Annotated in this window: 17 protein-coding genes and 1 pseudogene; 1 reads left to right on the forward strand and 17 read right to left on the reverse strand. The window is 74.0% G+C overall.

Annotated elements, in window-relative coordinates:
* Nucleotides 1–276: 276 nt before the first annotated feature.
* The gene (locus ABT122_RS00440; RefSeq protein ID WP_351542977.1) at nucleotides 277–711 is read right to left on the reverse strand and encodes a VOC family protein; all 435 of its coding nucleotides are present in this window, start codon (nucleotides 709–711) and stop codon (nucleotides 277–279) included.
* A 337-nt stretch (nucleotides 712–1,048) separates the two neighbouring features.
* Here ABT122_RS00440 and ABT122_RS00445 point away from each other — a divergent pair, with 337 nt between their 5' ends.
* On the forward strand, nucleotides 1,049–1,723 hold the full coding sequence (locus ABT122_RS00445) for a phosphatase PAP2 family protein (RefSeq protein WP_351542980.1): 675 nt from the start codon (nucleotides 1,049–1,051) through the stop codon (nucleotides 1,721–1,723).
* 262 nt (nucleotides 1,724–1,985) lie between these two features.
* Here the strand turns inward: ABT122_RS00445 and ABT122_RS00450 are convergent, their stop codons facing one another.
* The 16 genes and pseudogenes from ABT122_RS00450 to asnB form a co-directional block, all read right to left on the reverse strand.
* Nucleotides 1,986–3,314: a glutamate-1-semialdehyde 2,1-aminomutase gene (locus ABT122_RS00450; protein WP_502976070.1), complete on the reverse strand. Its 1,329-nt coding sequence runs from the start codon at nucleotides 3,312–3,314 to the stop codon at nucleotides 1,986–1,988.
* A gap of 7 nt (nucleotides 3,315–3,321) precedes the next feature.
* Nucleotides 3,322–3,873 (reverse strand): dTDP-4-dehydrorhamnose 3,5-epimerase, encoded by a 552-nt coding sequence (gene rfbC / locus ABT122_RS00455; protein ID WP_351542985.1) that lies wholly within the window; start codon nucleotides 3,871–3,873, stop codon nucleotides 3,322–3,324.
* Nucleotides 3,870–5,114, reverse strand: a complete 1,245-nt coding sequence (locus ABT122_RS00460) for a polysaccharide pyruvyl transferase family protein (protein ID WP_351542988.1) — start codon at nucleotides 5,112–5,114, stop codon at nucleotides 3,870–3,872. The genes rfbC and ABT122_RS00460 overlap by 4 nt, the downstream gene beginning before the upstream one ends.
* Complete coding sequence (locus ABT122_RS00465; RefSeq protein ID WP_351542991.1) at nucleotides 5,111–6,067, reverse strand: glycosyltransferase family 2 protein; 957 nt, start codon at nucleotides 6,065–6,067, stop codon at nucleotides 5,111–5,113. The genes ABT122_RS00460 and ABT122_RS00465 overlap by 4 nt, the downstream gene beginning before the upstream one ends.
* Nucleotides 6,064–7,373: pseudogene (locus tag ABT122_RS00470) on the reverse strand (hypothetical protein). Before ABT122_RS00470 ends, ABT122_RS00465 begins: the two are co-directional and overlap by 4 nt.
* 5 nt (nucleotides 7,374–7,378) lie before the next feature.
* On the reverse strand, nucleotides 7,379–8,662 hold the full coding sequence (locus ABT122_RS00475; RefSeq protein WP_351542994.1) for a DUF4910 domain-containing protein: 1,284 nt from the start codon (nucleotides 8,660–8,662) through the stop codon (nucleotides 7,379–7,381).
* Complete coding sequence (locus ABT122_RS00480; RefSeq protein WP_351542996.1) at nucleotides 8,650–9,675, reverse strand: NAD-dependent epimerase/dehydratase family protein; 1,026 nt, start codon at nucleotides 9,673–9,675, stop codon at nucleotides 8,650–8,652. Before ABT122_RS00480 ends, ABT122_RS00475 begins: the two co-directional genes overlap by 13 nt.
* Before the next feature lie 3 nt (nucleotides 9,676–9,678).
* On the reverse strand, nucleotides 9,679–10,326 hold the full coding sequence (locus ABT122_RS00485) for a PIG-L deacetylase family protein (protein WP_351542998.1): 648 nt from the start codon (nucleotides 10,324–10,326) through the stop codon (nucleotides 9,679–9,681).
* The gene (locus tag ABT122_RS00490) at nucleotides 10,323–11,144 is read right to left on the reverse strand and encodes a glycosyltransferase family protein (protein WP_351542999.1); all 822 of its coding nucleotides are present in this window, start codon (nucleotides 11,142–11,144) and stop codon (nucleotides 10,323–10,325) included. Before ABT122_RS00490 ends, ABT122_RS00485 begins: the two co-directional genes overlap by 4 nt.
* A 13-nt stretch (nucleotides 11,145–11,157) precedes the next feature.
* A complete protein-coding gene (locus ABT122_RS00495; RefSeq protein WP_351543002.1) occupies nucleotides 11,158–12,420 on the reverse strand; it encodes a class I SAM-dependent methyltransferase in 1,263 nt (420 codons plus the stop codon).
* On the reverse strand, nucleotides 12,417–13,691 hold the full coding sequence (locus tag ABT122_RS00500) for a glycosyltransferase (protein ID WP_351543005.1): 1,275 nt from the start codon (nucleotides 13,689–13,691) through the stop codon (nucleotides 12,417–12,419). The genes ABT122_RS00495 and ABT122_RS00500 overlap by 4 nt, the downstream gene beginning before the upstream one ends.
* Nucleotides 13,692–13,693: 2 nt before the next feature.
* Nucleotides 13,694–15,001: an O-antigen ligase domain-containing protein gene (locus ABT122_RS00505; protein WP_351543214.1), complete on the reverse strand. Its 1,308-nt coding sequence runs from the start codon at nucleotides 14,999–15,001 to the stop codon at nucleotides 13,694–13,696.
* A gap of 1 nt (nucleotide 15,002) precedes the next feature.
* A complete protein-coding gene (locus ABT122_RS00510; RefSeq protein ID WP_351543008.1) occupies nucleotides 15,003–16,520 on the reverse strand; it encodes a right-handed parallel beta-helix repeat-containing protein in 1,518 nt (505 codons plus the stop codon).
* Between the two features lie 9 nt (nucleotides 16,521–16,529).
* A complete protein-coding gene (locus ABT122_RS00515) occupies nucleotides 16,530–18,488 on the reverse strand; it encodes a heparinase II/III family protein (protein ID WP_351543011.1) in 1,959 nt (652 codons plus the stop codon).
* Nucleotides 18,485–20,674, reverse strand: coding sequence for a bi-domain-containing oxidoreductase (locus ABT122_RS00520; RefSeq protein WP_351543013.1), 2,190 nt, complete (start codon nucleotides 20,672–20,674; stop codon nucleotides 18,485–18,487). Before ABT122_RS00520 ends, ABT122_RS00515 begins: the two co-directional genes overlap by 4 nt.
* A 25-nt stretch (nucleotides 20,675–20,699) precedes the next feature.
* Complete coding sequence (gene asnB, locus ABT122_RS00525; RefSeq protein WP_351543016.1) at nucleotides 20,700–22,628, reverse strand: asparagine synthase (glutamine-hydrolyzing); 1,929 nt, start codon at nucleotides 22,626–22,628, stop codon at nucleotides 20,700–20,702.

The raw sequence follows: 22,628 nt of genomic DNA on the forward strand, positions 1-22,628 counted from the left end.
ACGCTCTTCCATGAGGGACCACTCCGCGCGGGGTGGTCCCTCATGGAAGATCCACCCCGCGCGGGGCGGACGGCTTCCGCCGGCCCCGGCGGTCGCGCACCGCGAGCGCCGGCTCCCGCGCCGGCCCGGTCCCGTCCCCGCACTCTCCGAGGGGCACGCGGCCGGACCGTGCGCGCCCTTGCGGTGTCCCGTCCGGCTCAGGTCACGGCACCCGGGCGGCCCCCGCCGCTCGTCCAGTGCTCCATGGGCGGCCGGGCCGGCGAGCCACCCCGGCGCTCAACGGTCCGCGGCGGACAGACAGAACTCATTGCCCTCGGGATCGGTCAGCACGACATTGGCGGTGCTGTCCGTGCTGTCCGTGCTGTCCGTGCTGTCCGTGCTCTTCATGTACCGGGCATGGACCGTCGCCCCGAGAGCGGTCAGGCGCCGGATCTCCGCCTCCGGGTCGACGGCGCGCAGATCCAGGTGCACGCGGTTCTTCACCCTCTTGGTCTCCGGCACGAGCTGGAACCACAGACGGGGCCCTCCGTCGGCCGACTCCACCAGCACCGTGGGGTCGTCCTCCGTGCTGGTGATGCCCTCGGAGCGCAAGCGGGCCAGTTCCGCGTCGTCATAGGGCGCGACGGCGTAACCGTCCAGAGCCGCAGCCCAGAAGCGAGCCGTGGCCGCGGGCCGAGCGGAGTCGAACACAATGTCATGGAGTCGGGCCATGCTCCTATGATCCCGGCGCGGGCGGGGGCTGACGCACGGCCCCCCGGCCTGCGTGCCGTGGCCCGGGGATCGTCCGGAACCGGTACTCCGGGGGCGGATTGGCGGCTACGGTGGTGAGTTCGGGCCCGGGGCTGCCGAGGGCTCCCGCGTGGTCCGGCCGGACTCGACGGCAGGGGGAGGTGCATCGCATCCGCCGGATGGTCTGCGAGAGTGCGCGCCGGGTGGCGGACGCGCTCATCGGGCCGGGCGGTGCCGGCCGGCGCCGCCCTGCCACCGGGAGTGGGACCCCGGTCGCCGGGGGCGTCCGTGGTCAGCGCCCGGCCGCCGTGGGGCGAGGGTGTCAGCGGGCCGGGTCGTGACGGGCGGGCCGGAGCGCGCGGTGCTGCCCCCGGCGCTGCGCGGGTGGCTCGGGCTGATCGCGGTCCTCGCCGCGCTGACGGTCGTCGCGCTCGGTGTGCTGTACGCCGGTCACGGCCGGCCCGGCGGGGTGGACGCGTCGATCCAGCCGGCGGTGAACGGTGTGCCGCCGCCCTGGCGGAACGCCGCTCTGGCCACGGACTTCCTGGCGGAGCCCGCCGGGGCGGCGGTGCTGGTCGTGGCCGCCGTGACGGGCTGTCTGCTGTCGCGGCGGCCTCGCGCGGCGGTGCTCGTCGTGGCCGGCACCGGTCTGACCGTGGGGGCGACGACACTGCTCAAGCCCCTGGTGGGACGCACGATCCACGGTGAACATCTGTCCTTCCCGAGCGGGCACACCGCCTTTCTCACCGCGCTCGCCCTCGTGGTGGCGCTGCTCGCGACCGGCAGGCCCGGCCTCGGAGGAAGGGCCGGCGCGTCGCTCGTGCTCGCCTCGGCGCTGGCGGCCGGCGCGGCCATGGGCTGGGCCCAGGTCGCTCTGGGCGCGCACTACCCGACCGATGTCCTCGGGGGCTGGTGCACCGCGCTGGCGGTGACACCGGCCGCCGCGTGGCTGGTCGACCGGATGGCGGGCGCCGGCCGGCGGGAGCGCCGCTGAGCGCCCGGCTGCCGCGCGCCGCCGTTTCGCCCGGGCGGCCGTGCGCCCGGGCGGACATCGCGCCGAGCGGTCGCGACCGGGCGGGCCCCGGCGGTCATGGTCACTCGGTGCCGGTGCGGTGATCGGCCCGGACGCGGCTCTCCGGCAGCAGTGCCGCGACGGGCACGGCCCGGGACGGTCGCCCCGGCCCGGCGATGCCCCGGAGAGCGACCCCGCCGACGGCCCGGTGTGCCCGAGACCCCCGGCAGGCACGCGCCTCGCCTCACACCAGCCGGCGGAAGACGGGCTTCACCGGTCGCCCGGCCAGCCAGGGAGTGGGGTCCCCGGCGTCCAGCGCCTTGCGGTAGACCGCGCAGGCCTGCGCCACGGTGTCGATGGTGCGGTCGATGTCGGTGTCGTCGAGGGCGTCGCTCACCACGAACGACGGCGCGAGGACCCCGCCCAGGAGAAGGCGGCGCAGGAAGAGGGTGCGGTAGCGCTGCGACGGCCGCAGGTTCTCGTCGAGGGTCGCGAAGACCAGATTGCTGGCCCGGCCCCGGAGGACGAGGTGCTCGCCGACGCCCATGGCGGACGCGGCATCGCGGATTCCGGCGGCCAGCCGCTCGCCGGTGGCGTGCAGCCGCGCGGTGACGCCCTCCTCGGTGTAGGTGGTGAGCACGGCCATCGCGGCGGCCAGCGAGTGGGTCTCCGCGCCGTGCGTGGTGGAGAGCAGGAACACCCGGTCGCCGAAGTGGCGCAGCCCGCCCCACTCCATGAGGTCGCGGCGCCCGGCCAGCGCGGCGACGGCGAACCCGTTGCCCAGCGCCTTGCCGAACGTGGAGAGGTCGGGGACGACGCCGTACAGCCCCTGGGCACCCGCCTCGGACCAGCGGAAGCCGGTGATCATCTCGTCGAAGACCAGGACACAGCCGTGCCGGTCGGCCAGCTCGCGCAGGCCGGCGAGGTATCCGGGCGGCGGCTCGGTGTGGGTGGCGGGTTCGAGGATCAGACAGGCGATCTCGTCCGGGTGGCGGGCGAACAGCTCCTCCACGGCGGCCAGATCACCGTAGGGGAACGCGACGGTCGGCTCGGTGGCCGCCGGCGGGACGCCCGCGGACATCGGCGTGGTGCCGATGAACCAGTCGTCGACGGAGAAGAACGGATGGTCCCCGCAGAGGGCCACCCGCCGGCGCCCGGTGACGGCGCGGGCCAGCCGTACCGCGGCGGTGGTGGCGTCGGAGCCGTTCTTCGCGAACTTCACCATCTCGGCGGTCGGCACGGTGGCCAGGAAGCGCTCCGCGGCCTCGACCTCCACGATGGACGGCCTCACGAAGTTGCTGCCGCGGTCGAGTTCCCCGCGCACCGCCTCGACCACGCGCGGGTGGGCGTGGCCGAGGCTGACCGACCGCAGGCCGGAGCCGTACTCGATGTAGCGGTTGCCGTCGACGTCCCACACATGGGCGCCGCGGCCGTGGCTGATGACCGGGGCCAGGCCCTCGGGGTACTGGTCGTCGCCCTTGGCGTAGGTGTGCGCGCCCCCGGGGATCAGGGCGTGCAGGCGCTCGTTCGCCAGCCGCGACCGGGGCAGGAGGAATTCTCCGCTGTCGTCCACGCCGGTCTCACTTCCCATGGTTCCGCAGGGCCTCGGCGAGGCCCGGTGCCTCCCGGTCGCGCCGGGACATCGCGGTGACCGGCAGCGGCCAGGGGATGGCCAGCTCCGGGTCGTCGAAGGCGATCGTCACGTCCTCGGACGGATCGTGCGGGCGGTCGATCCGGTACGAGACATCGGCGGTGTCGGTCAGGGCCTGGAAGCCGTGCGCGCACCCCGCCGGGATGTACAGCGTCACCTGGGTGTCGCCGGACAGCTCGAAGAAGGCCCGGGCGCCGTAAGTCGGTGCGTCCTTCCGCAGATCCACGACGACGTCGAAGATCCTCCCGTGGGAGCACCGCACCAGCTTGGCCTCGCCGGTGCCGGCGCGCAGGTGCAGTCCGCGCAGCACCCCCCGGACCGAGCGGGACACGCTGTCCTGGCCGAAGGCGTCCGGGTCGAGACCCACCGAGCGGGCCACATCGGCGTCGAAGGTACGGCAGAAGAAGCCGCGTTCGTCCGCGTGCGGGGTGGGTTCGAACAGGTACGCGCCGGCGATCGCCGGTACTCCGGTCGCCTTCATGGAGCCTCCCGCAGGGCGTGGGGGTGGGGGTGGGTGGGGCCGGCCGCCGGGAAGAGGGCGGCGGTCAGGGCCGTGAACTGGTGCCCGAGGTGCCGGGCGGTGACCAGATTCCGCTCGGTGAGGGTCCGGCGCACCTCCGCCGATCCCCGCTCCAGCTCCCGGAACTGCGCGAGCAGCCGGTCGGCGTCGACCTCGCGGGCGGGATGGCAGTACGCGCCCAGCCCCATCCGGGCCATGAGCGCGTCGCTCTTCGCGGCATAGCTGAGCGCGAGCGTCGGTGTGCCGACCCTCAGGGCGCAGACCAGGTTGTGGTAGCGGGTGGCCACCACGGTGTCGGCGGCGGCCATCTCCCTCATCAGGTCGGCCAGCGAGGCTGTCTCGGCGGCGGTGACCAGCGGTGAGTCCACCGCGGCGAGGATCGCGCCGGCCACCGGCGCGTCGACCCGGTCCCCGGTGAGCAGCCGGACCGGTCTGCCCTCCCGGGCCAGCGCGCGGACGAAGCGGGTCGTCCCGTCGAGATAGCGCCGGTGGATCTCCTCGGCGCGGGCGCGGTCGTCGTTGCCGCCGTGGAAGGCCATGACGCCAACACAGACCGGGCCCGGCGGGCCCTGGGGTGCGACGGCCGGGGGCGCGGGGAGGGCGAAGGCGAGATCGGGGTGGACCTCGTCGTGCGCGGTGTCCACGCCCATCGCCCGCATCGCGTCGCGGGACAGGGTGTCCCGGTACGAGCGGTAGGCGGCCAGCCGCGCCGACCAGCGCACCAGGGCGCGGGTGGGCCGGCTGCGGATCGCGGCGGCGCCGACACCGACCAGCGCGACCCGGGTGCCGAACAGCCGGCCGCTCGCGCTGAGCAGGAACAGGGCGTAGGGGAAGCCCCAGGGCCGCAGCGGCAGCGTGGCCTCCAGGACGCCCATGCCCGGCACGATCACCACGTCGTGCCGGCGGACCCAGGCGGCGGTGCGGAAGGCGTCGACGAGTTTGCCGAGGCCCTTGGCGGCGACGGCGCCCGCACGCGACGCGGTCCGGTACTCCCCCCGGTACCAGTGCAGCCGTGTCGCGGGAATCCGGTACCGGGCCGTGACGGCCTCGGGCCCGCCGCACAGCGCGTCCACGACCGCCTCCGGGTGCTCGGCGCGGAGGTATCCGAGCACGGCCTCCAGCGACCCGTCGTTGCCGAGGTTGCCGGAGCCGAGCAGGCCGAACACCCCCACGCGCACCGGGGTCCCGTCCGCGGGGCTCATGTCCGCCTCCCCTCGCGGCCGGCGACGAGGGCGTCGACGGAGACGGTGACCCGGTCCGGGTCGACCGGGGCGCGGTCCTCGACCCGTTCACCGGCGCCCGGCCGGAGCCGGCTGGCCATCCAGGCGGCCAGATGGCGGTGGCACGCGCGCCGGTCGGCCGGGGACAGCGGCGCCCGCCGGATCGCGGCGACGAAACCCCAGACGTACTCGGCGAGCAGCCGGGGCGTCGGGTGCAGCGGGCCCGCCCGGCGCGGGTCCAGGTTGACGCACCGGGCGCGCTTGCCGGGGTTCGCCCGCTCGGCGCGGGTGGGGTGGTCGCGGCGGAAGTACAGCAGCTCCGGCACCTGGTGGAAGGGGCCGTGCAGGACGATCTCGGCGACGAAGGCGCGGTCGGCGTGGTGGTAGCTGTCGTGCGGCTTCACCCGGCGCAGCGTGTCGGCCCGCATCACGCCGTAGAAGTCGTCGCCCCCGGGCTCGAACAGCAGACTGCGGAAGCGCTCGGGCGCGTGCGGCGAGTCGGTGGCGAGCCCGTAGGCGTACGGGACCTTCACCCGGCCGTCGCCGTCGATGACGGCCTGGCCGGTGTGCGCGAGGATCGTGTCCGGCCGCTCGTCCAGCGCCTCCACGCAGCGGCGCAGCAGGTCCCGGGCGTACAGGTCGTCGTGCGAGGCCCATTTGAACAGCTCGCCGCGGCACTCGGTGAACACATGGTTGTGGTTGGGCGCGGCGCCGATGTTCCGGGGCAGCCGGAGGTATCGGACGCGCGAGTCCCGCGCGGCGTACCGGCGGCAGATGTCCTGGGTCCCGTCGGCCGAGGCGTTGTCGGAGACGACCAGTTCGAAGTCCTCGTAGGTCTGGCCGAGCAGGGCGTCGAACGCCTCGGCGAGATACTCCTCGCCGTTGTACACGGGCAGGCCGATGCTGAGCCGGGGCGGGCGGCGGAATGCCGTCATGGTGTCCTCACTTCACGGATGGGTTCTGGTGGCGCTCGCGCAGGGCGGACCGCAGGTGCAGCCACCACACGGCGGAGCTGCTGACGGTGGCGGCGGCGACGCCCCAGGCCGAGCCGACCGTGCCGGCCGCGGCCGCTCCGCCGAGCCCGCCGCCGACATAGCAGACGGAGGCGAAGAGCTGGCAGCGCAGGCCGCGCCGGGCGGCGGCGAGCGCGCGCAGGCCGGCCGCCGCGCCGGTGCCGAGGCTGGCGCCCGCGACACCGAGGGTGGCCGGCACGATGAGTTCCGACGCGGCGTGCCAGACGCCGCCGAGCAGGGCGGTGCCGGCCCGGTCCGGCACCAGCAGCAGGGCCGCTCCCCAGAGCAGGGCCGCGGCGGCCTGTCCGGCGCCGAGGAGCAGACAGAACCCGCCCAGCCGGCGCGGGGCCCGCCGCAGCACCCGGGCCGCCTCGGGGACGGTGACCAGCGACAGCCCCATCAGCACCGCGAGGAACGGGCCGAGCAGCAGCTCCGCGCCCCGGACCACTCCCACCGCGCTGACCCCGATGATCGCCCCGAGGCCGTACGCCCGCACCTGGGCCGCGCCGCTGACGCCGACGTTCTCGGCGAGATACCGGTAGCCGAGGTCGCGCTGTTCGCGGAGCCACGCGCGCGCTCCGGCCGGCCGGGGCAGGATGCCGGACTGGACGCAGCCGTACCCCGCGGCCACCGCTGCGGCGGCGCCCCAGGCGAGCACGGACGCGGCCACGCTGCCCACGCGGTCCGCCGCCACCATGGCGGGGATGAGCGCGACACCGCCCAGGAGGTCGTTGGCGAAGGCCTTGCGCCCGGTGCCGGCGGCGAAGAACGCGTACCGCCAGGCGTCCTGAAGCAGCAGTCCCGGGAGGACGGTGCCGAGGGCGGCGAACGCGAGCCCCACGGTGCCTCCGATGACCGTCCCGGCCGTCAGACAGACCGCGCCGAGGACGGTGCCGACGCCGAGGGCGGTCCCCGTCGACCGGGCGGCGGCGGCGCGCCAGGACGCGGTCGGCACACCGCTGAAGCGGACCGCGAGGGGGTCGGTGGCCAGCCCCCGGGAGACACCGAGCACCACCCCGTAGGTCACCCAGGCCAGGCTGAAGACGCCGAATGCGGCCAGCCCCAGCGAGCGCGCCACATGGATGCCCACCGCGAAGTTGGTCATGCTGCAGACCGCCTGGTCGGCCAGTCCCCAGGAGAGCCGACCCGCGATCGCCCGCCCGGTGGCGGACCGGGTGTGTCCGTCCCGGGCCGCCGGGGCGGGCGTCCTCTTCCTCCCGGTGGTCATCGGCGTCACGCCTTGATCAGCCCGGCGGCGTGCAGGGCGTCGGCCGCGGCGGCGACGGTGCCGAACGGCAGCCCGGAGCGCTCGGCGACGTCCAGCAGACTCTGTTCGCCGTCGGAGAGGCTGAGCACCCAGAGCATGGCCATCTGGGCCTGCTTCGCGTCGCTGCGCCCGCCGAGGGAGTCGTACAGCCCGCGCCGTCCCAGCTGTGGTTCGCCGTAGGGGCTGAGGTTGAGGTACCGCCGGTCGCGGTCCAGCACGGCGAACGCCTCGCGGCAGACGGCGAGGGTGTCCGCCATCGCCTCCGGGGAGACGAAGTCCGGGTTGTCCGCCGAGGTGTGGTACTCGGGGTACCCGGCGTACGGGGTCCGGCTGAGCGACCCCACGCCGAGGTCGAACCCGGGCGAGCAGAACTGCCGCTCGTCGTAGCCGTACGGGGTGAACTCGGTGACCCGGTGCGGGCGGCCGGACTCGCGGAGCACATGCCGCATCACCCGGTCGATCTCCGCGTCGCCGCGTCTGCTCTGCTTGTACGTCAGCCGGCCCGGGTCACCGGCGCAGGCCAGCACCAGCCCGTGTCTGACGCGTTCGATCCGGTCCGCGTTGCGGGCCAGCCAGGTGATCGCGCCGATGGTGCCGGGCGCGAACAGGAACCGGTAGGTGTACCAGGGTGTGCTCTCCGCGAGCGCCCGGGCCAGGTGGGTGGCCACCGCGACACCGGCGAGATTGTCGTTGGCCAGCGACGGGTGGCAGACATGGCAGGAGACGATCACCTCGTCGGGGACCTGTCCGGGGACCACATGCTCGGCGTAGGTGAGATGGCCGTCGCCGAGTGTGGAGTCGACGCACACCTCGTACTCGCCGTCCGGCAGCGCGTCCAGGGTCTCCTGGGACAGGCAGAACCCCCAGTCCGGCGTGTAGTAGCTGGTGCGGTAGGGCACCCAGGCCGGGTGGTCGGGCAGGGTGTGCAGATGTCCGCGCAGCTCGGCCAGGGACATGGTCGCCGCCACCGGCACGCTGTAGCCGAGCACGTGCAGACTGGACGCGGCGAAGTCGACGACCCGGTTCCCGGCGCTGTCGGCGATGTAGGCGTCCCGGATGTTCCACTCCTGCGGCACCGTCCAGTCGAGCACCCGCGTCCCGGTCGGCACCTCGTGCACGCGCAGCGGGATGTACTCGCCGACGATCTCCAGGGTGGCGCGCACCCCGTCGCCGGTGATGCTCCGGCAGAGCGGGTAGAGCCGCTCCACCAGGGCGTGCATCTCCTCGCCCACCGCTGTCACCGGCGCCACCGCAGGGTGTCGTCGACGGCACCGGCGTCGGACGCGGCGCGCAGCACGGCCAGCCGGGTGAAGCGCCGCTCGAAGTCCTCGCGGGTGAGCCCGTGCTCGCGGTAGGCGTCGGCGAGTTCGAGCGCGCCCCGCTTCACCGTCCACTCGCAGTCGAAGCCGGGCACCGCGGCGCGGAACCGCGAGAAGTCCACCTGGTAGGAGCGCGGATCGGCGCCGGTCTCGCCGGTGACGACCACCCGTGAGCCCTCCACCGCCTCGGCGACCTGCTCGGCGATCTCGGCGACCGTGACGTTGTTGGTCTCGCTGCCGATGTTGAACGCCCGGTTGTGCACGGCCTCCCTCGGGGCGGTCAGCGCGGCGGTGAAGGCCCGTGCGATGTCGGCGGCGTGCACCAGCGGGCGCCAGGGGGTGCCGTCGGAGAGCACCCGTACCTCGCCGGAGAGGAGCGCGTGGCCCACCAGGTTGTTCAGCACGATGTCGGCGCGCAGCCGGGGCGAGTGGCCGAAGGCGGTGGCGTTGCGCAGGAACACCGGGGTGAAGTCGCCGTCGGACAGGGCGTGCAGATCGTCCTCCACCCGCACCTTGGACTCCGCGTACGGGGTGACCGGGCGCAGCGGGGCGTCCTCGGCCACCAGGCCGCCGCCGCCGGCGGCGCCGTAGACCGAGCAGGTCGACGCGTACAGGAAGCGCCGCACCCCGGCGTCGCGGGCCAGCCTGGCCAGCCGTACGGACGCGTGGTGGTTGATGTCGTAGGTGAGGTCCGGCGCCAGCGCTCCCAGCGGGTCGTTGGAGAGCGCGGCCAGATGGATCACGGCGTCCACCCCGGCCACATGGTCGGCCGTGACATCGCGGAGGTCCACCCGGTGGCCCGGCGGGTCCGCGGGCGGTGGGCCCAGTACGCAGTCGGCGAACAGGCCCGCGTCCAGACCGACGACCTCGTGCCCGGCGGAGCCGAGTATCGGGGCCATCACGGTGCCCAGGTAGCCCTGGTGTCCGGTCAGCAGCACGCGCAAGGTTCATTCCCCCAGGTCGAGAGTGAGTTTGGTGACGGCGAACGCCTCGGCGTACCGCGTATGGCATTCGATGCCGCGTATCCGCGCGAGGCCGAGGAAGGCCTCGCGGTCGTACCAGGGCCGGTGCCGCTGCGAGGGGTAGTGCTCGTGCAGCAGCCGCACCTTCCGTTCGGCGGTCTCCGGTGACAGCGGCTGGTACGCCACCGGGCGGCCGAGGTCGCCGTCCCACTTGACGATCTCGTAGCCGAGCACGAGGTGGTCGCGGTAGGCGGTGGAGACCAGCTTCGCCAGGCCGCGGTGGTCCTGGTGCGCGTCATCGGTCCGGGGGGCCAGCACGAGGTCCGGCTCGGTCCTGGCGCGCAGTTCCTCCACGGCGGCCTTGGCCTCGTCCCATCGCGCCGGCAGCCGGCCGTCCGGCAGTTTGAGCACGGTCAGCCGCAGATCGGCGTCCGGGCAGAAGGCGGCGAGCGCGTCGCGTTCCTCCCGCTCCCGCTCACCGCCGCCGCCGGAGAGCACCAGCGCGTCGACGCGGACACCCGGCCGCGCGAGGCACACCGTCAGCAGCGTGCCGCCGGCGCCGATGGCGATGTCGTCGCAGTGGGCGCCCACCGCGACGATCCGGTCCGGGCGCCCGGCCCCGAGCCGGATCACGCGGTCGTCCCCGCGCCTGCGCCGTACCCGCCGGCCCGCGCGCCGTCCCGTTCCCACACGGCCCAGGGGCGGTCGCCCCGGGCGTAGGCGGCGTCGAGCGCGGCCCGCTCCTTCACGGTGTCGGTGGGCTTCCAGAAGCCGCGGTGCCGGTACGCCGTCAGCCGGCCCTTCGTGGCCAGCCGGGCGCAGCCGTCGGCGACCAGGTCCCCGTTCTCCGGGATGTGCTCGAAGATCTCCTGGCGGAGCACGAAGTAGCCGCCGTTCTCCCACAGCGGGAGTTCGCTCACCGCGGTGATGCCTCCGACCAGGCCGTCCTCGCCCAGTTCCACGCAGTGGAACGAGGACTGCGGCGGCACCACCATCATCGAGGCGCCGGCGTCGCGCCGGGCGAACCGGTCGATCATCTCCGGCAGCGGGGCGTCGGTGAGCACATCGGCGTAGTTGGCGAGGAACATCTCGTCGCCGTCGAGGTGGTGCCGCACCCGGCGCAGCCGCTCCCCGATCGGTGACTCGATCCCGGTCTGCACAAAAGTGATCGTCCAGTCGGCGATGTCGGTGGAGAGCAGCTCGGTCCGCCCGTTGCGCAGCACGAAGTCGTTGGACGCCGTCTCCTCGTAGGTGAGGAAGAAGTTCTTGATGTGGTGGCCGCCGTATCCGAGGCAGAGGATGAACTCCGTGTGCCCGGCGTGCGCGTAGTAGCGCATCACATGCCAGATCAGCGGTCGCGGGCCGACCATCGCCATCGGTTTGGGCAGGTCGTCGGAGGCTCCGCTGCGCATCCGCAGCCCGTAGCCGCCGCAGAACAGGACGACCTTCATGCTGTGACCTCTTTCATGACGCGGTCTCGACAATGCTCAGTTCCGGTATGGGAAAGACCAGCCGGCCGCCCCAGGTGTGCACGAAGGACAGTTGCTCGACCAGCTCGGCCCGCAGGTTCCAGGGCAGGACCAGCACATAGTCCGGCCGGTCGGCGCTGATCCGCTCGGGCGGCAGGATCGGGATGCGGGTGCCGGGGGTGAACCTGCCGTGCTTGTAGGGGTTGCGGTCGACCGTGTACGGGAGCAGGTCGGGCCGGATGCCGCAGTGGTTGAGCAGGGTGTTGCCCTTGCCCGGGGCGCCGTAGCCGACGACCGTCTCACCGCGCTCGGCCGCCTCGACGAGGAACCGCAGAAGGTCCCGGCGGACCTTCGCCACCCGGGCGGAGAAATCGGTGTACCCGGACAGCTCCCGCAGCCCGGCGGCCTTCTCCCGGTCCAGTGCGCCGGCCACCCTGTCCCGGGCTCCGGGAGCGGCTCCGGCGGGGGACGCTCCCCGGGCCGCCTCGGCCGGCCGGGCCCACAGCCGGATGGAGCCGCCGTGGGTGGGCAGCAGTTCGACGTCCACGAGCGCGAGTCCGCCGCTCTCCAGCGCCCGGGCCGCGGAGGCGACCGTGTAGTACTGGAAGTGCTCGTGGTAGATGGTGTCGTACTGGTTCTCCTCGATGAGGGTCAGCAGGTGCTGCACCTCGATGGAGACCCAGCCGTCGTCGGCGACCAGGGCGCGCAGCCCCCGGGTGAAGCCCACGACGTCGGGGATGTGCGCGTACACATTGTTGGCCACGACCAGGTCCGCCGGGCCGTGCTCGGCGCGGACGGCCGCGCCGGTGGCCGGGTCCAGGAACTCCGTGAGCGTGGGCACGCCCGCGTCCCGTGCCGCGGCGCCGACGTTCACCGAGGGCTCGATGCCGAGGCAGCGGATTCCCCGGTCCACCATGTGCCTCAGCAGATAGCCGTCGTTGCTGGCGACCTCGACGACGAAGGAGTCCGGTCCGAGGCCGAGCCGCTGTGCGGTGCCGGCGACGAAGGCGCGCGCGTGCTCCACCCAGGAGGTCGAGTACGAGGAGAAGTAGGCGTACTGCGTGAAGGTCTCCTCCGGGGTGATCAGCGGAGGGATCTGCGCGAGCCAGCAGTCGGTGCAGACCCGCAGGTGCAGCGGGTACGCCGGTTCCGGCTGGTCGAGTTGGTCCGCGGCGAGAAAGCTCTCGCACGGCGGGGTCGCCCCCAGGTCGACGACGCTGGCCAGCGCCGCCGATCCGCAGAGTCGGCATCGTGTCATCTACTGCCCCCATCCCTGTTCGCGCGGGTGCCCCGCCGCGAGCCAGTGCCTGTGTCCTCCACCGGCGGCGGGCCGTCCCCGCCGCCCGACCGACCCGCGATCGCGGTGCGGTACCCCTCCAGCAGGCGCTCCAGCCCGACGGCCGGGCTGAAGCCCTGTTCGTATCGGCGCCGGGCCGCCCGGCCCATCTCCCGGTTGCGGGCCGGTTCGGCCGTGATCCGGCGCAGGCGGTCCGCGAGTGAGGCGGAGTCCCCCGGCCGGTGCAGCAGGCCGGTCACGCCGTCCTCGACGAGTTCGACGAAGGCGCCGTGACCGGCGGCGACGGCCGGGACCCCGGCCGCCATCGCCTCCGCGGCCACCAGGCCGAACGCCTCCAGCCAGGTCGAGGGGGCCACCACCGCGACCGCCCGCGCGAGGGCCCGCCGGCACTGGGCCGGGTCGTAGAGGCCGGCGTACCGCACATCGTCCCGGCCCGCCGCCCAGGCGGTGACCTCGCTCTCCAGCGGGCCCGCGCCGGCGATCACCAGCGGCACGCCCACTCCGCCGGCCGCGGCGATCTCGTCCCACGCGGCCATGAGCAGGCGTACGCCCTTGGTCTCGGCCAGCCGGCCGAGATAGAGCAGATACTCGCCGTCGCCCGATCGGCGGTGGTCCGGGTCGGGCACGAAGTTGTGCTTCACCGCCAGCCGCCCGGGGGGCATACCGGCCCGCACCAGGATGTCCCGCTGCGCCGCCGAGATGCAGAAGAACCGTTCCACACCGGACCACCACCGGCGGCGGTTGACGGAGAGGCTCACCGCGAGCGGCACCGTCGCCAGCCGGGAGCCGCGGTAGCAGCCGTGCCGGACGGCGGGCAGCGGCGCCGTCCCGACGCACTCGGTACACGGCCGGCCGTCGCGTTGCAGCGTGCCGGGCGGGCAGACCTGGGTGTAGTTGTGCAGGGTGGCGACGGCGGGCACACCGGCGTCGGCGCAGGCGGCCAGCACCGCGGGCGACAGCAGCGGGAAGACGTTGTGGATGTGGACCACGTCGGGCCGCTCGGTGCGGAGCCGGGTGGCCAGCTCCGCGCGGACCGCCGGGTTCCACGGCACCAGCAGCGGGATCGCGGCCTTGCCCGGCAGGGAGCGGGCGGCGATGTCGTCGCTGCGCCGCTCGAAGGCCCCGACCCGGTGGCCGGCCGCGCGCAGCAGCTCCTTCTCCTGGTCGACGACGTTGTTCTCCCCGCTCGGCTGGGCCGAGGAGTAGCGGTTGTGCACCACGAGGACATGCATGGTCAGGTCGTCTCCGATCCCCGGGCCCGGCGCGGGAGATGTGGTCGAGGGGGTGCGGGTGCCGGGAGCGGCGCGGCCCCGGCGGGTGCCGCCAGCAGCGACGCGGCGACGGCCAGATGCAGCAGATACGGCGAGGCGTCGCCCAGTCCGGCCTCGGTGTACGACGCGATCACGCAGTAGCTGATCAGGAAGATCGCGCAGGCCCGCTGGAGCGACGGCGGCCGCAGCAGCGCGACGGCGCTCAGCACGACGATGATCGCCGCCACGACGGCGGTGCCGGTCAGCCCCTGCTCGTGGTAGACGGCCAGCCAGCTGTTGTCGATCGGGAGCCCGCCGAACGACTTGTCCCCCAGGCCCGCGCCGAACAGGTGCTCCGAGGTCGTCCGGGGGGCCGCCAGCAGGGCGTCCCAGACCTTGGCCCGGCCGGTGAGGTTGGAGAAGTTCTCCTGGCTCTGTCCGCGCAGGAACCAGGCCTGGAGCGCGGAGCTGAACACCAGGGAGGCCACCGCGGCGCAGAGCACCGCCCAGGCGAAGAACCGGCGGGCCGGGGCGCTGGTCAGGACGAGCGAGCCGATCGCCAGGGCCAGCCCGATGAGCAGTCCGAGCGTGGCGGTCCGGGTGTGGGTCAGGGCGAGCAGGACGAGTGAGGGCACGATGATCAGCGCCGCGCCGGCCCGGTCGGTCCTGCGGCCCAGGACGAGCAGCGCGGTGAGGCCGATGATCACCGCGGCGTACTGTCCGATCTGCGGTGGGGTGAGCGGCCAGAGCGCGCCGACCAGCCGCCCGCCGTAGAGCTCGGGCATGGCGGCGGCCGGGGAGACGGCCGCGCCGGCGACCACCGACCCGAGCACCGCGAAGTACATCCGGATGTGGTGCCGGACGAAGGTCAGGCCACCGTCCCACCAGCGGCTGAGCAGCCACAGCGCGCCGGTGAAGAGCGCCAGCCGGGCACAGCGGAACAGCGCGCCGAGGCCGGACTCCAGCGATCCGCTGGCGATCACGCTCGGCACCAGCAGGAGGGTGAGCAGGAAGAGGAAGGAGCCGGCCCGGACGCGCAGCCGGAGGTTGAGCGCCAGCGCCAGTGCGAAGGCGGCGACCAGCGCGCCCATGGTGACCATCTGGATCAGGGAGCGGGGCAGCGGGATGACGGTCTTCGCGCCGGCGGAGCCGAGCGTGTTCAGGATCAGCAGCCCCCAGACCACTCCGACGGTCCTCGGCACGGCGGCCGGGCGCGGCGCGGCGGCGGGCCGGTTCCCCGTCCGCGTGTCCGGTCCGCCGGGCGGCCCGCCGCGCCCCGGGTCCCCGCCCATCTCAGCCACCGGCCCGGGGGTCGAGGGTGCTGCCCGCGTCCTGGTCGTAGGGGGCGCCCCGCCACTGCACGAAGTCGAGCACCCGGCTCGGGTCGTGGACGACGAACTGCCACGGTCCGAGGTAGACGTTGTCGCGCCAGCGGTTGTGCTGCCGGAGGGTGATCGCCTCGGCGACCCGGTCGCCCCGGTACGGGGACCAGTCGGGGTAGGTGCCGTAGTTGGCCAGCACCGCCATGCGGTCGCACTTCACGGTGCACCCGACGACGGAGGTGTCCAGCACGAAGCGGTTGTGGTGGATGTCCACCCGCTGGGTCTTCCACCGGCAGTCGGCGTGGAGCGGCGCGGTCGCGATCGCCGGGCGCGCGCAGCGCCCGGTCTCCCGCACCAGCAGGGTGCAGTGGCCGGACGAGGTGTTGGCCGGGCTGTTGCAGAACCGGTCGGCGTTCTCCCACAGGGTGATCCCGGACCAGTTGTTCTCCAGCAGGTTCCGGTGGATCTCGATCCGGTCCGTGCGGGCCCGGACCCGTGGTTCGCCGCCGGACTCGGAGAGGTAGATCGTCCCGAAGGGGAAGGTGTCGCCCCGGTCGGCGTAGCGGCGGCCCTCGACCCAGTTGTTCCTCCGGATCGTGTTGTTCCGGATGACCGCGTTGTAGCTGGTCTCATAGATCAGCGCGGCGCCGTCGTTGGCCTCGACCACATTGCCCTCGATGTGGAAGTCGTTGTTGTTGGTGTCCGCCCACAGCCCGGGCCCCCGGTTGTCGTGCACCCAGTTGCCGCGTACGTCGGCGCCGTCGACGGCCCAGAACTTGACGCCTCCGGTGCAGCCGCAGCCCGGCCGCCGCCGCTCCCAGTCGTCGGTGTTGTTGCCGGCGATCTCGTTGCCCTCGACCAGCAGACCGCTGATCCGGCCGCCCGCCTTGTAGGCGTTCATGCCGTACTGGCCGTTGCCGCGCAGACAGCTGGCGCGGACCCGCTGACCGGCACCGGCCATCAGCCCGGCTCCGGAGTTGTGCTGGATGGTCGCGTGCTCGATCACCCAGCCGTCGGCCGAGTCGTGGTTGACCACACCCTCGTTCTGGGGCGCGACGAAGCCCTGCACGGTCAGATGGCGGATGGTGACATCGCGGGCGGTGCCGCCGAACGCGTACTGGTTGGTCCTCCGGCCGTCGAGCACCGCGCCCGGCGCGCCGAGGTAGCGGTTCCCCTTCTTGGGGACGACCTGGGAGTAGCGGCCGGGTTCGAGCCGGTGCCGGCCCGGCCGGAGCCAGAACGTGGTCCCCGGGGAGCTGCCGAGGGTCTTCGCGGCCAGGTCGCCGACGACCGAGGGGTCGACCGTCACCGCGCCCGCCGGTGCCCTCGCGGGACCGGCCGCCGGCGTGGCGCAGACCCGGGCCGCGGGCCGGGCCGCGGCCGGCGCGGCGGCCGAGTCGGCCGGGGCGCCCTGCGGGCCCACACAGCCGGTCGCCAGCAGGGCCGGCGCCGCCACCGGCACCGCCCAGTTCCGCCACTTGATCGCCACGCGTCCTCCCTAGCCGCGGAACCTGAGTACGGTGGTGAACTCCGCCGGCTGCGCGCCGCCGCCGGCGGAGCCGGTGCCGACGAGCGTGGTGGTGGGTTCCTTGCGCCCGAAGCCGGCGGAGTACCAGCCGAGCGGCGGATCGGTCTCGCCCCGGTGGGCCCGCCAGCTCAGCCGCCCGGGCAGGTCGAGCACCGCCGAGCGGTCCTCGCCGTCCCGGGTCCAGGTGAGCCGTGCCCGGCTCCCCACCAGATCCGCGGTGATCGCCGGCCCGAGGTGGAAGGCCAGCCGCGCCGCCCGGCGCGGGCCGCGCACCTCGTCGACCACGCGCAGCTCCCGGGTCGCCCCGGTCAGCTCCACCCGGCGGCGGTGCACGGTGCGCCGGTATCCGTGGTGCTCGGCGCACCAGCGGGCCACGCTCCCGTCGGAGGTGTCCGCGGCCAGGACGCGGCTCCGGGCCTGCCGGGTCCACAGGAACGGGCCGCCGGAGACGGACTGGTCGGCGCCGTCGAGCTGGAGGGTGTTGTGGCCGAGGGTCGACCGGAAGTACCGCCGCCACTCGGGCTGGCCGTGGTAGCAGTACGTCCCCGGGTCGGCGAGCACCTCGACGCCGTCGTGCCGGACCTCCACGGAGAGCGCGTCCGCGTGGGCGTGGGCGGCGATGGAGAGGAAGCCGTGCGGACCGCCGTCGCAGCGGCACCAGATGCCGTCCGGGCCGCGCAGGACGGTGAGCCCCGCGTCGGCGAAGTGGGCCGGCCGGCTCGCCGGGCGGGGCGCGGCCGGTCCCCCGGGCCGGATGAGCGCGGCCAGCAGCGGGGTGCGCACATCGGTGCCGGTGACCTCCGGCCACCAGGCGAGCCGGCCGAACACGGCGTCCCCGGTGGCCAGCAGCGAGGCCCAGCGGTCGGTGCCGGCGCCGTCCACGACCAGACCGTGCCCGTCGTCCGCGTCCCCCTGGCGCGGCGGGCGCAGCCCGCTGTCCACGACGGCCGCGAGCGCGTCGGTCATGCGCAGCAGCACAAGACGGACCGGCGCGGGGACCGGCACACCGGCGGTGTCCGCCTCGGCCAGCGCGGCCAGACCCAGCTCCAGCACGAGCCCGTGGTACTCGGTGGCCAGTTCGCGGTTGAGGCCGGAGTCGAAGGTGTTGCTCCGCAGATGCCGCTCCAGGGAGCGCAGCGCCCCGGCGCGCCAGCGCTCCGACGAGGGGAACCACCCGAACGCGCAGGCCGCGGCGAGCTGTCCGGCGGCCTCGGCGATGACGTGGTTGTTCGCCGACGACCCCCGGCTGGGGAAGGCGGCCAGCCAGCGCTGGTGGTGCCAGATCTGGTGGAGGGCCACCGGGTTCTCCTCGAACAGCCCGGCCGCGCCGGGCCAGCCGTCGAGCAGCCGGCGGAGCCACACCCAGGAGAGCAGCCGGATGCCCAGCTCGATACCGCTGATCCAGTGCGCGGCGCGCAGCGGCGGGTTGGCCGTCCACCACGACCGCAGGTGCTCGGCCACCCGCTCGGCGTACCGCTCGTTCCCGGTGACCGCGTAGGCGGCGGCGAGGACGGTGAGGTACTGGTGCCGGGACAGCTCCCAGATCTGCTTGATGTCCCCGGACGCGTCCTCGCTCCGGTACGGCACGTCGAAGGCGTACCCCGCCGGAGCCCGGCGCCCGGTCTTCGGGTCGTACCACCAGTCCGGGTCGGCGAGGTCGTCGCGGTCCACGCCGAAGTACCGGGCGTGCCCGGCTATCAGCCGGTCCGCCTCGGCGACCAGGCGCTTCACGGCCTCCGCCGGCACGGTGTCGACCGTCCCCGGGGGCAGTACGGCGGTGAACCGGGCGCCGGTCACGCTCGGGCTGTGCGGCGGCGCCGACCGCCACCGCCTCCGGCGCACCGCGTCGCCCACCCGGCCGCCGACCTCACGGGGTCCCATCCGGGACAGCCGCCGCAGATACCAGCCCAGGGGCGCGCTCGGGGTCATCGCGCCCTCGTCAGGGTCACCGGCGCGCCGCTCGCGAGGCCGGTCCGGACGGCGAGGGTGGCCGCCGTGGTGGCGACCAGCGACTCCAGCGGCACCGGCATCGGCCCGCCGGTCCGCACGGCCCGCAGGAACGCGTCCAGTTCGGCGCGCTGGCCCTTGTCACGGGCCTGGGACAGCCTCGGGCCGGTCCACCGCTTGCGGCCGTGCACCGAGGCGCGGACGAAGTCGTCCAGCCGCAGCACCGCGCCGTCCGCGATCAGGTCCAGGGTCTCCTTGGGGAAGCCCGTCGAGCCGGTGGTGACATAGCTGATGGTGGCGGTGGAGCCGCCCGGGTAGCCCAGCACGACCTGGAGGTCCTCGCCGCCGGGCGTGGCGACCGCGTACAGCGTGAGCGGGTCGGCGCCGAGCAGCCAGCTCACCGTGTCGATGAAGTGGCCGCCCTCGCCGGCGAACCGCGAGCCCTCGGTGTCCTGCCGGAGGTACCAGCTGCCGTGCTCCAGCCGGCCCGCGTTGACGAGGTAGCGGACGCTCGCCGGACCGGTCCGGGGGCCGAACCGCTCGCGGGCCTCCCGCAGCAGCGGCGCGAACCGGCGGTTGAAGCCCACCTGGAGCCGGTCGTTGCCGGACTCCTCCACCGCCGCGAGCACACCGGCCAGCTCGTCCTCGGTGAGCGCCAGCGGCTTCTCCACGAACACCGCCTTGCCCGCCAGCAGCGCCCTGCGGGTCAGTTCGGCGTGCGAGCTGTGCCGGGTGACCACGAAGAGCGCGTCGATGGACGGGTCGCCGAGCACGGCGTCGAGATCGGTGGTCGCCTCGGCGAAGCCGAACTTCCGGCGCGCGTTGACGCCGGACAGCGCCGTGGTGGTGACGACCGTCGCCAGTTCGACGCCGTCGCGCCGGGCCAGGTGCGGCAGCAGCATGGATGTCGCGTAGTTCCCCGCGCCGATGAACCCCAGCCGCACGGGCGTCCCGGCGGGCCGGACCGGGGCGGGCGCTCCGCCGCCGCGCCGCACCTCGGGCACGGCCACCTCCGGGGTCCCGGTCCCGTCGGTGGCGCCGGTGGGGCCGGGGTAGCGGAACAGCACGGCCACAGCCTTCAGTTCGCCGTCCTTCAGCCGCTGGTAGGTCTCGACGGCGTCGCCGAAGTCGGCGATGTGGGAGACCAGCGGCTCCACGTCGACACGGCCCCGGGCCAGGAGATCGAGGAAGCAGGCCAGGTTGCGGCGCTCGGTCCAGCGCACATAGCCGATCGGGTAGTCCCGCCCCTCGATCTCGTACTCCGGGTCGTAGCGCCCGGGGCCGTAGGAGCGGGAGAACCGGACGTCCAGCTCCTTCTCGTAGTACGCGTTCCACGGCAGGTCCAGACGGCACTTGCCGATGTCGACGACCCGGCCCCGGTCCCGGCTCAGCCGGGCGGCCAGCTCGACCGGCTGGTTGTCGGCGCCGCCGGCGGCGAGATACACCTGGTCCACGCCGTGACCGCCGGTGAGTTCGGCGACGGCGGACTCCACGGACGCGGACGCGGGGTCGCCGCAGGCCGCGGCGCCCAGCCGCTCGGCCAGCTCGCAGCGGACCGGGTCGGGGTCGACGCCGACGACGCGGACCCCCGAGGCGGCCAGCAACTGGACCACCAGCTGCCCGATCAGCCCGAGGCCGATCACCAGCGCCACATCGCCGAGCTGCGGCTCGCCCCTGCGGACGCCCTGGAGGGCGATCGACCCGACGGTGCCGAAGGCGGCGTGCCGGGGGGCGAGGCCGTCCGGCACCGGGGCGCAGAGGTTCTTCGGCACCCAGTTCAGCTCGGCGTGCAGCGCGTGCTCATTGCCGGCGCAGGCCACGAGGTCGCCGACCTTCACCTCGTCGATCCCGGCGCCGACCTGCTCGACCACCCCGCACAGCGAGTAGCCCAGCGGTGTGTACGAGTCCAGTTTGCCCATGACCTTGCGGTAGGTGGCGGGCACTCCCTGGGTGGCCACGCTCTGCATCACCTTGGCCACCTGGTCCGGCCGGGAGCGGGCCTTGCCCAGCATCGACATGCCGGCCTCGGACACCTTCATCAGCTCGGTCCCGGTGGAGATCAGCGAGTAGGCGCTCCGGACCAGCACACCGCCCGGCTTGCACCCCGGCACCGGCACGTCGAGCAGCGCCAGCTCGCCGCTCCTGTAGTTCTGCACAACCTGTTTCACCCGAGCTCCTCTTGTCTCCACACCGTCACGCCGTCCGGCTCCGGCCGGAGCCGGAGGTCGCGTCGCGATACCAGTACTCAAGGGTCAGCACATGCCAGAGATGTTTGGAGTAGTCCCGCTGTCCGGCGGCGTCCTCGGCGACCAGCCGCGCCAGCGCGTCGCGGTTCAGGAAACCGGAGTTGACGAGCAGACCGTCATGGACCACCTCGCGCACCAGCGGTGCCAGATCCCGGCTCATCCAGGCGCGCAGCGGAGCGCTGAACAGGCCCTTGGGCCGGTACACGATCTCCCGGGGCAGGACCGAGGCGGCCGCCTCCTTGAGGACGGCCTTGCTCTCCCGCCCGGCGATCTTGCGGTTGCCGGGGAAGGCGAACGCCGCCCGGACCACCTCGACGTCCACGTACGGCACCCGCACCTCGGTCGAGGCGGCCATGCTCGACCGGTCCGTGTAGGCGAGGTTGAGGCCCGGCAGGAACATCCGGGAGTCGGTCAGGCACATGCGGTTCACGAAGTCGTCGAGGTCGTTGTCCCGGTAGATCTCCGCGTGCTCGTCCAGTACGTCGTCGACCGTCCCGGCCAGGTCCGGGCTGACCAGGCCGAGCAGCTCCTCCCGGTCGTACATGGTGTAGCTGCGCCGGAAGGCGGTCTCCTCCGGCAGATCGGCGAAGGAGAGGAACCGCTTGGCGAAGCGCACCGACCGGTACCCCCGGCGGGAGGTGGCGACCGGCAGCCGGTCCACGGCCCCGGACAGGCCGCGCCGCAGGGGCCGCGGGACGCGCTGGTAGCGCAGTGCGAGAAGGTTGGCCAGATGCTTGCGGTATCCGGCGAACAGCTCGTCGGCGCCCATCCCCGAGAGCATCACCTTGACCCCGGCCTCCCTGGCGGCCGAGCAGATGAGGAAGGTGTTGATCGCGGCGGGGTCGCCGATCGGCTCGTCCAGGTGGTAGGTCATCCGCGGCAGCAGGTCGGTCACCCTCGGCGCGATCTCGATCTCGTGCAGATCGACGCCGAACCGCTCGGCCACCCGCCGGGCGTGGCGCAGATCGTCCGGCATCGCCTCGAACCGGGTGTCCTCGGCGCGGAAGCCGATCGTGTAGGCGGAGATCCCGGGCCGGTGGCGGGCCGCCAGCGCGGTCAGATAGCTGGAGTCGAGACCGCCGGAGAGGAAGGTCGCCACCGGTACGTCGGAGAGCAGATGCCGCCGGGTCGACTCCTCGACGACGGCGGCCAGGTCCGGCCGCTCGCCCGCGCGGGCCCGCTCCCGGCCCTCGGTCGCGATGTCCCGGAGGTTCCAGAACCGGCCGCGCTCCACCCGGCCGTCGGGCCGGCAGCGCAGCCAGCTCCCCGGCGGCAGCTTCTCCGCCTCGCGGTACGCGCAGCGCGAGTCCGGCACCCAGTAGTAGAGGAGTGAGGCCACCAGCGCCGCGTGGTCCACCTCCAGCGAGCCGCCGGTCACGGCCGCCAGCGCCTTGAGTTCGGAGGCGAACATCAGGCCCGTGCCGCGCCGGAGCAGGAACAGCGGTTTGACGCCGAGCTGGTCGCGGGCGAGCACCAGGTCACCGGTGCGCTCGTCGAAGACCGCGAGCGCGAACATGCCGCGCAGCCGGGGCAGGCAGTCCGTGCCCCAGCGCCGCCAGGCCTCCAGCACCACCTCGGTGTCGGAGGTCCCGCGAAAGCGCGCCCCGGCCCCCGCCAGCTCCGCGCGGAGCTCGGGCGCGTTGTACAGCTCGCCGTTGTAGGTGAGGGCGAGGCCGCCCGAGACCATCGGCTGGGCGCCGGTCCCGGAGAGGTCGATGATGGCCAGCCGGCGGTGCCCGAGGTGTACTTCGCCGTCGCCGACGGTGTGGCCGTACCGGCCCGACCCGTCCGGACCCCGGTGGGCGAGGACCTCGGTGAGCCGGTCGGTGACGGCCTTCCCGTCCGGCCAGCGGTACGTACCTGCGATGCCACACAT

It is taken from the genome of Streptomyces sp. NPDC001985, from assembly GCF_040296845.1.
In the GTDB taxonomy this organism is placed as follows: Bacteria; Actinomycetota; Actinomycetes; order Streptomycetales; family Streptomycetaceae; genus Streptomyces.

What these genes read in the sequence shown, in the direction of transcription:
- ABT122_RS00440 (WP_351542977.1), bottom strand. Translation starts at nt 711, where the DNA reads ATGGCCCGACTCCATGACATTGTGTTCGACTCCGCTCGGCCCGCGGCC.
- rfbC (WP_351542985.1), bottom strand. Translation starts at nt 3,873, where the DNA reads ATGAAGGCGACCGGAGTACCGGCGATCGCCGGCGCGTACCTGTTCGAA.
- ABT122_RS00460 (WP_351542988.1), bottom strand. Translation starts at nt 5,114, where the DNA reads ATGAGCCCCGCGGACGGGACCCCGGTGCGCGTGGGGGTGTTCGGCCTG.
- ABT122_RS00465 (WP_351542991.1), bottom strand. Translation starts at nt 6,067, where the DNA reads ATGACGGCATTCCGCCGCCCGCCCCGGCTCAGCATCGGCCTGCCCGTG.
- ABT122_RS00490 (WP_351542999.1), bottom strand. Translation starts at nt 11,144, where the DNA reads ATGAAGGTCGTCCTGTTCTGCGGCGGCTACGGGCTGCGGATGCGCAGC.
- ABT122_RS00495 (WP_351543002.1), bottom strand. Translation starts at nt 12,420, where the DNA reads ATGACACGATGCCGACTCTGCGGATCGGCGGCGCTGGCCAGCGTCGTC.
- ABT122_RS00500 (WP_351543005.1), bottom strand. Translation starts at nt 13,691, where the DNA reads ATGCATGTCCTCGTGGTGCACAACCGCTACTCCTCGGCCCAGCCGAGC.
- ABT122_RS00505 (WP_351543214.1), bottom strand. Translation starts at nt 15,001, where the DNA reads ATGGGCGGGGACCCGGGGCGCGGCGGGCCGCCCGGCGGACCGGACACG.
- ABT122_RS00515 (WP_351543011.1), bottom strand. Translation starts at nt 18,488, where the DNA reads ATGACCCCGAGCGCGCCCCTGGGCTGGTATCTGCGGCGGCTGTCCCGG.
- asnB (WP_351543016.1), bottom strand. Translation starts at nt 22,628, where the DNA reads ATGTGTGGCATCGCAGGTACGTACCGCTGGCCGGACGGGAAGGCCGTC.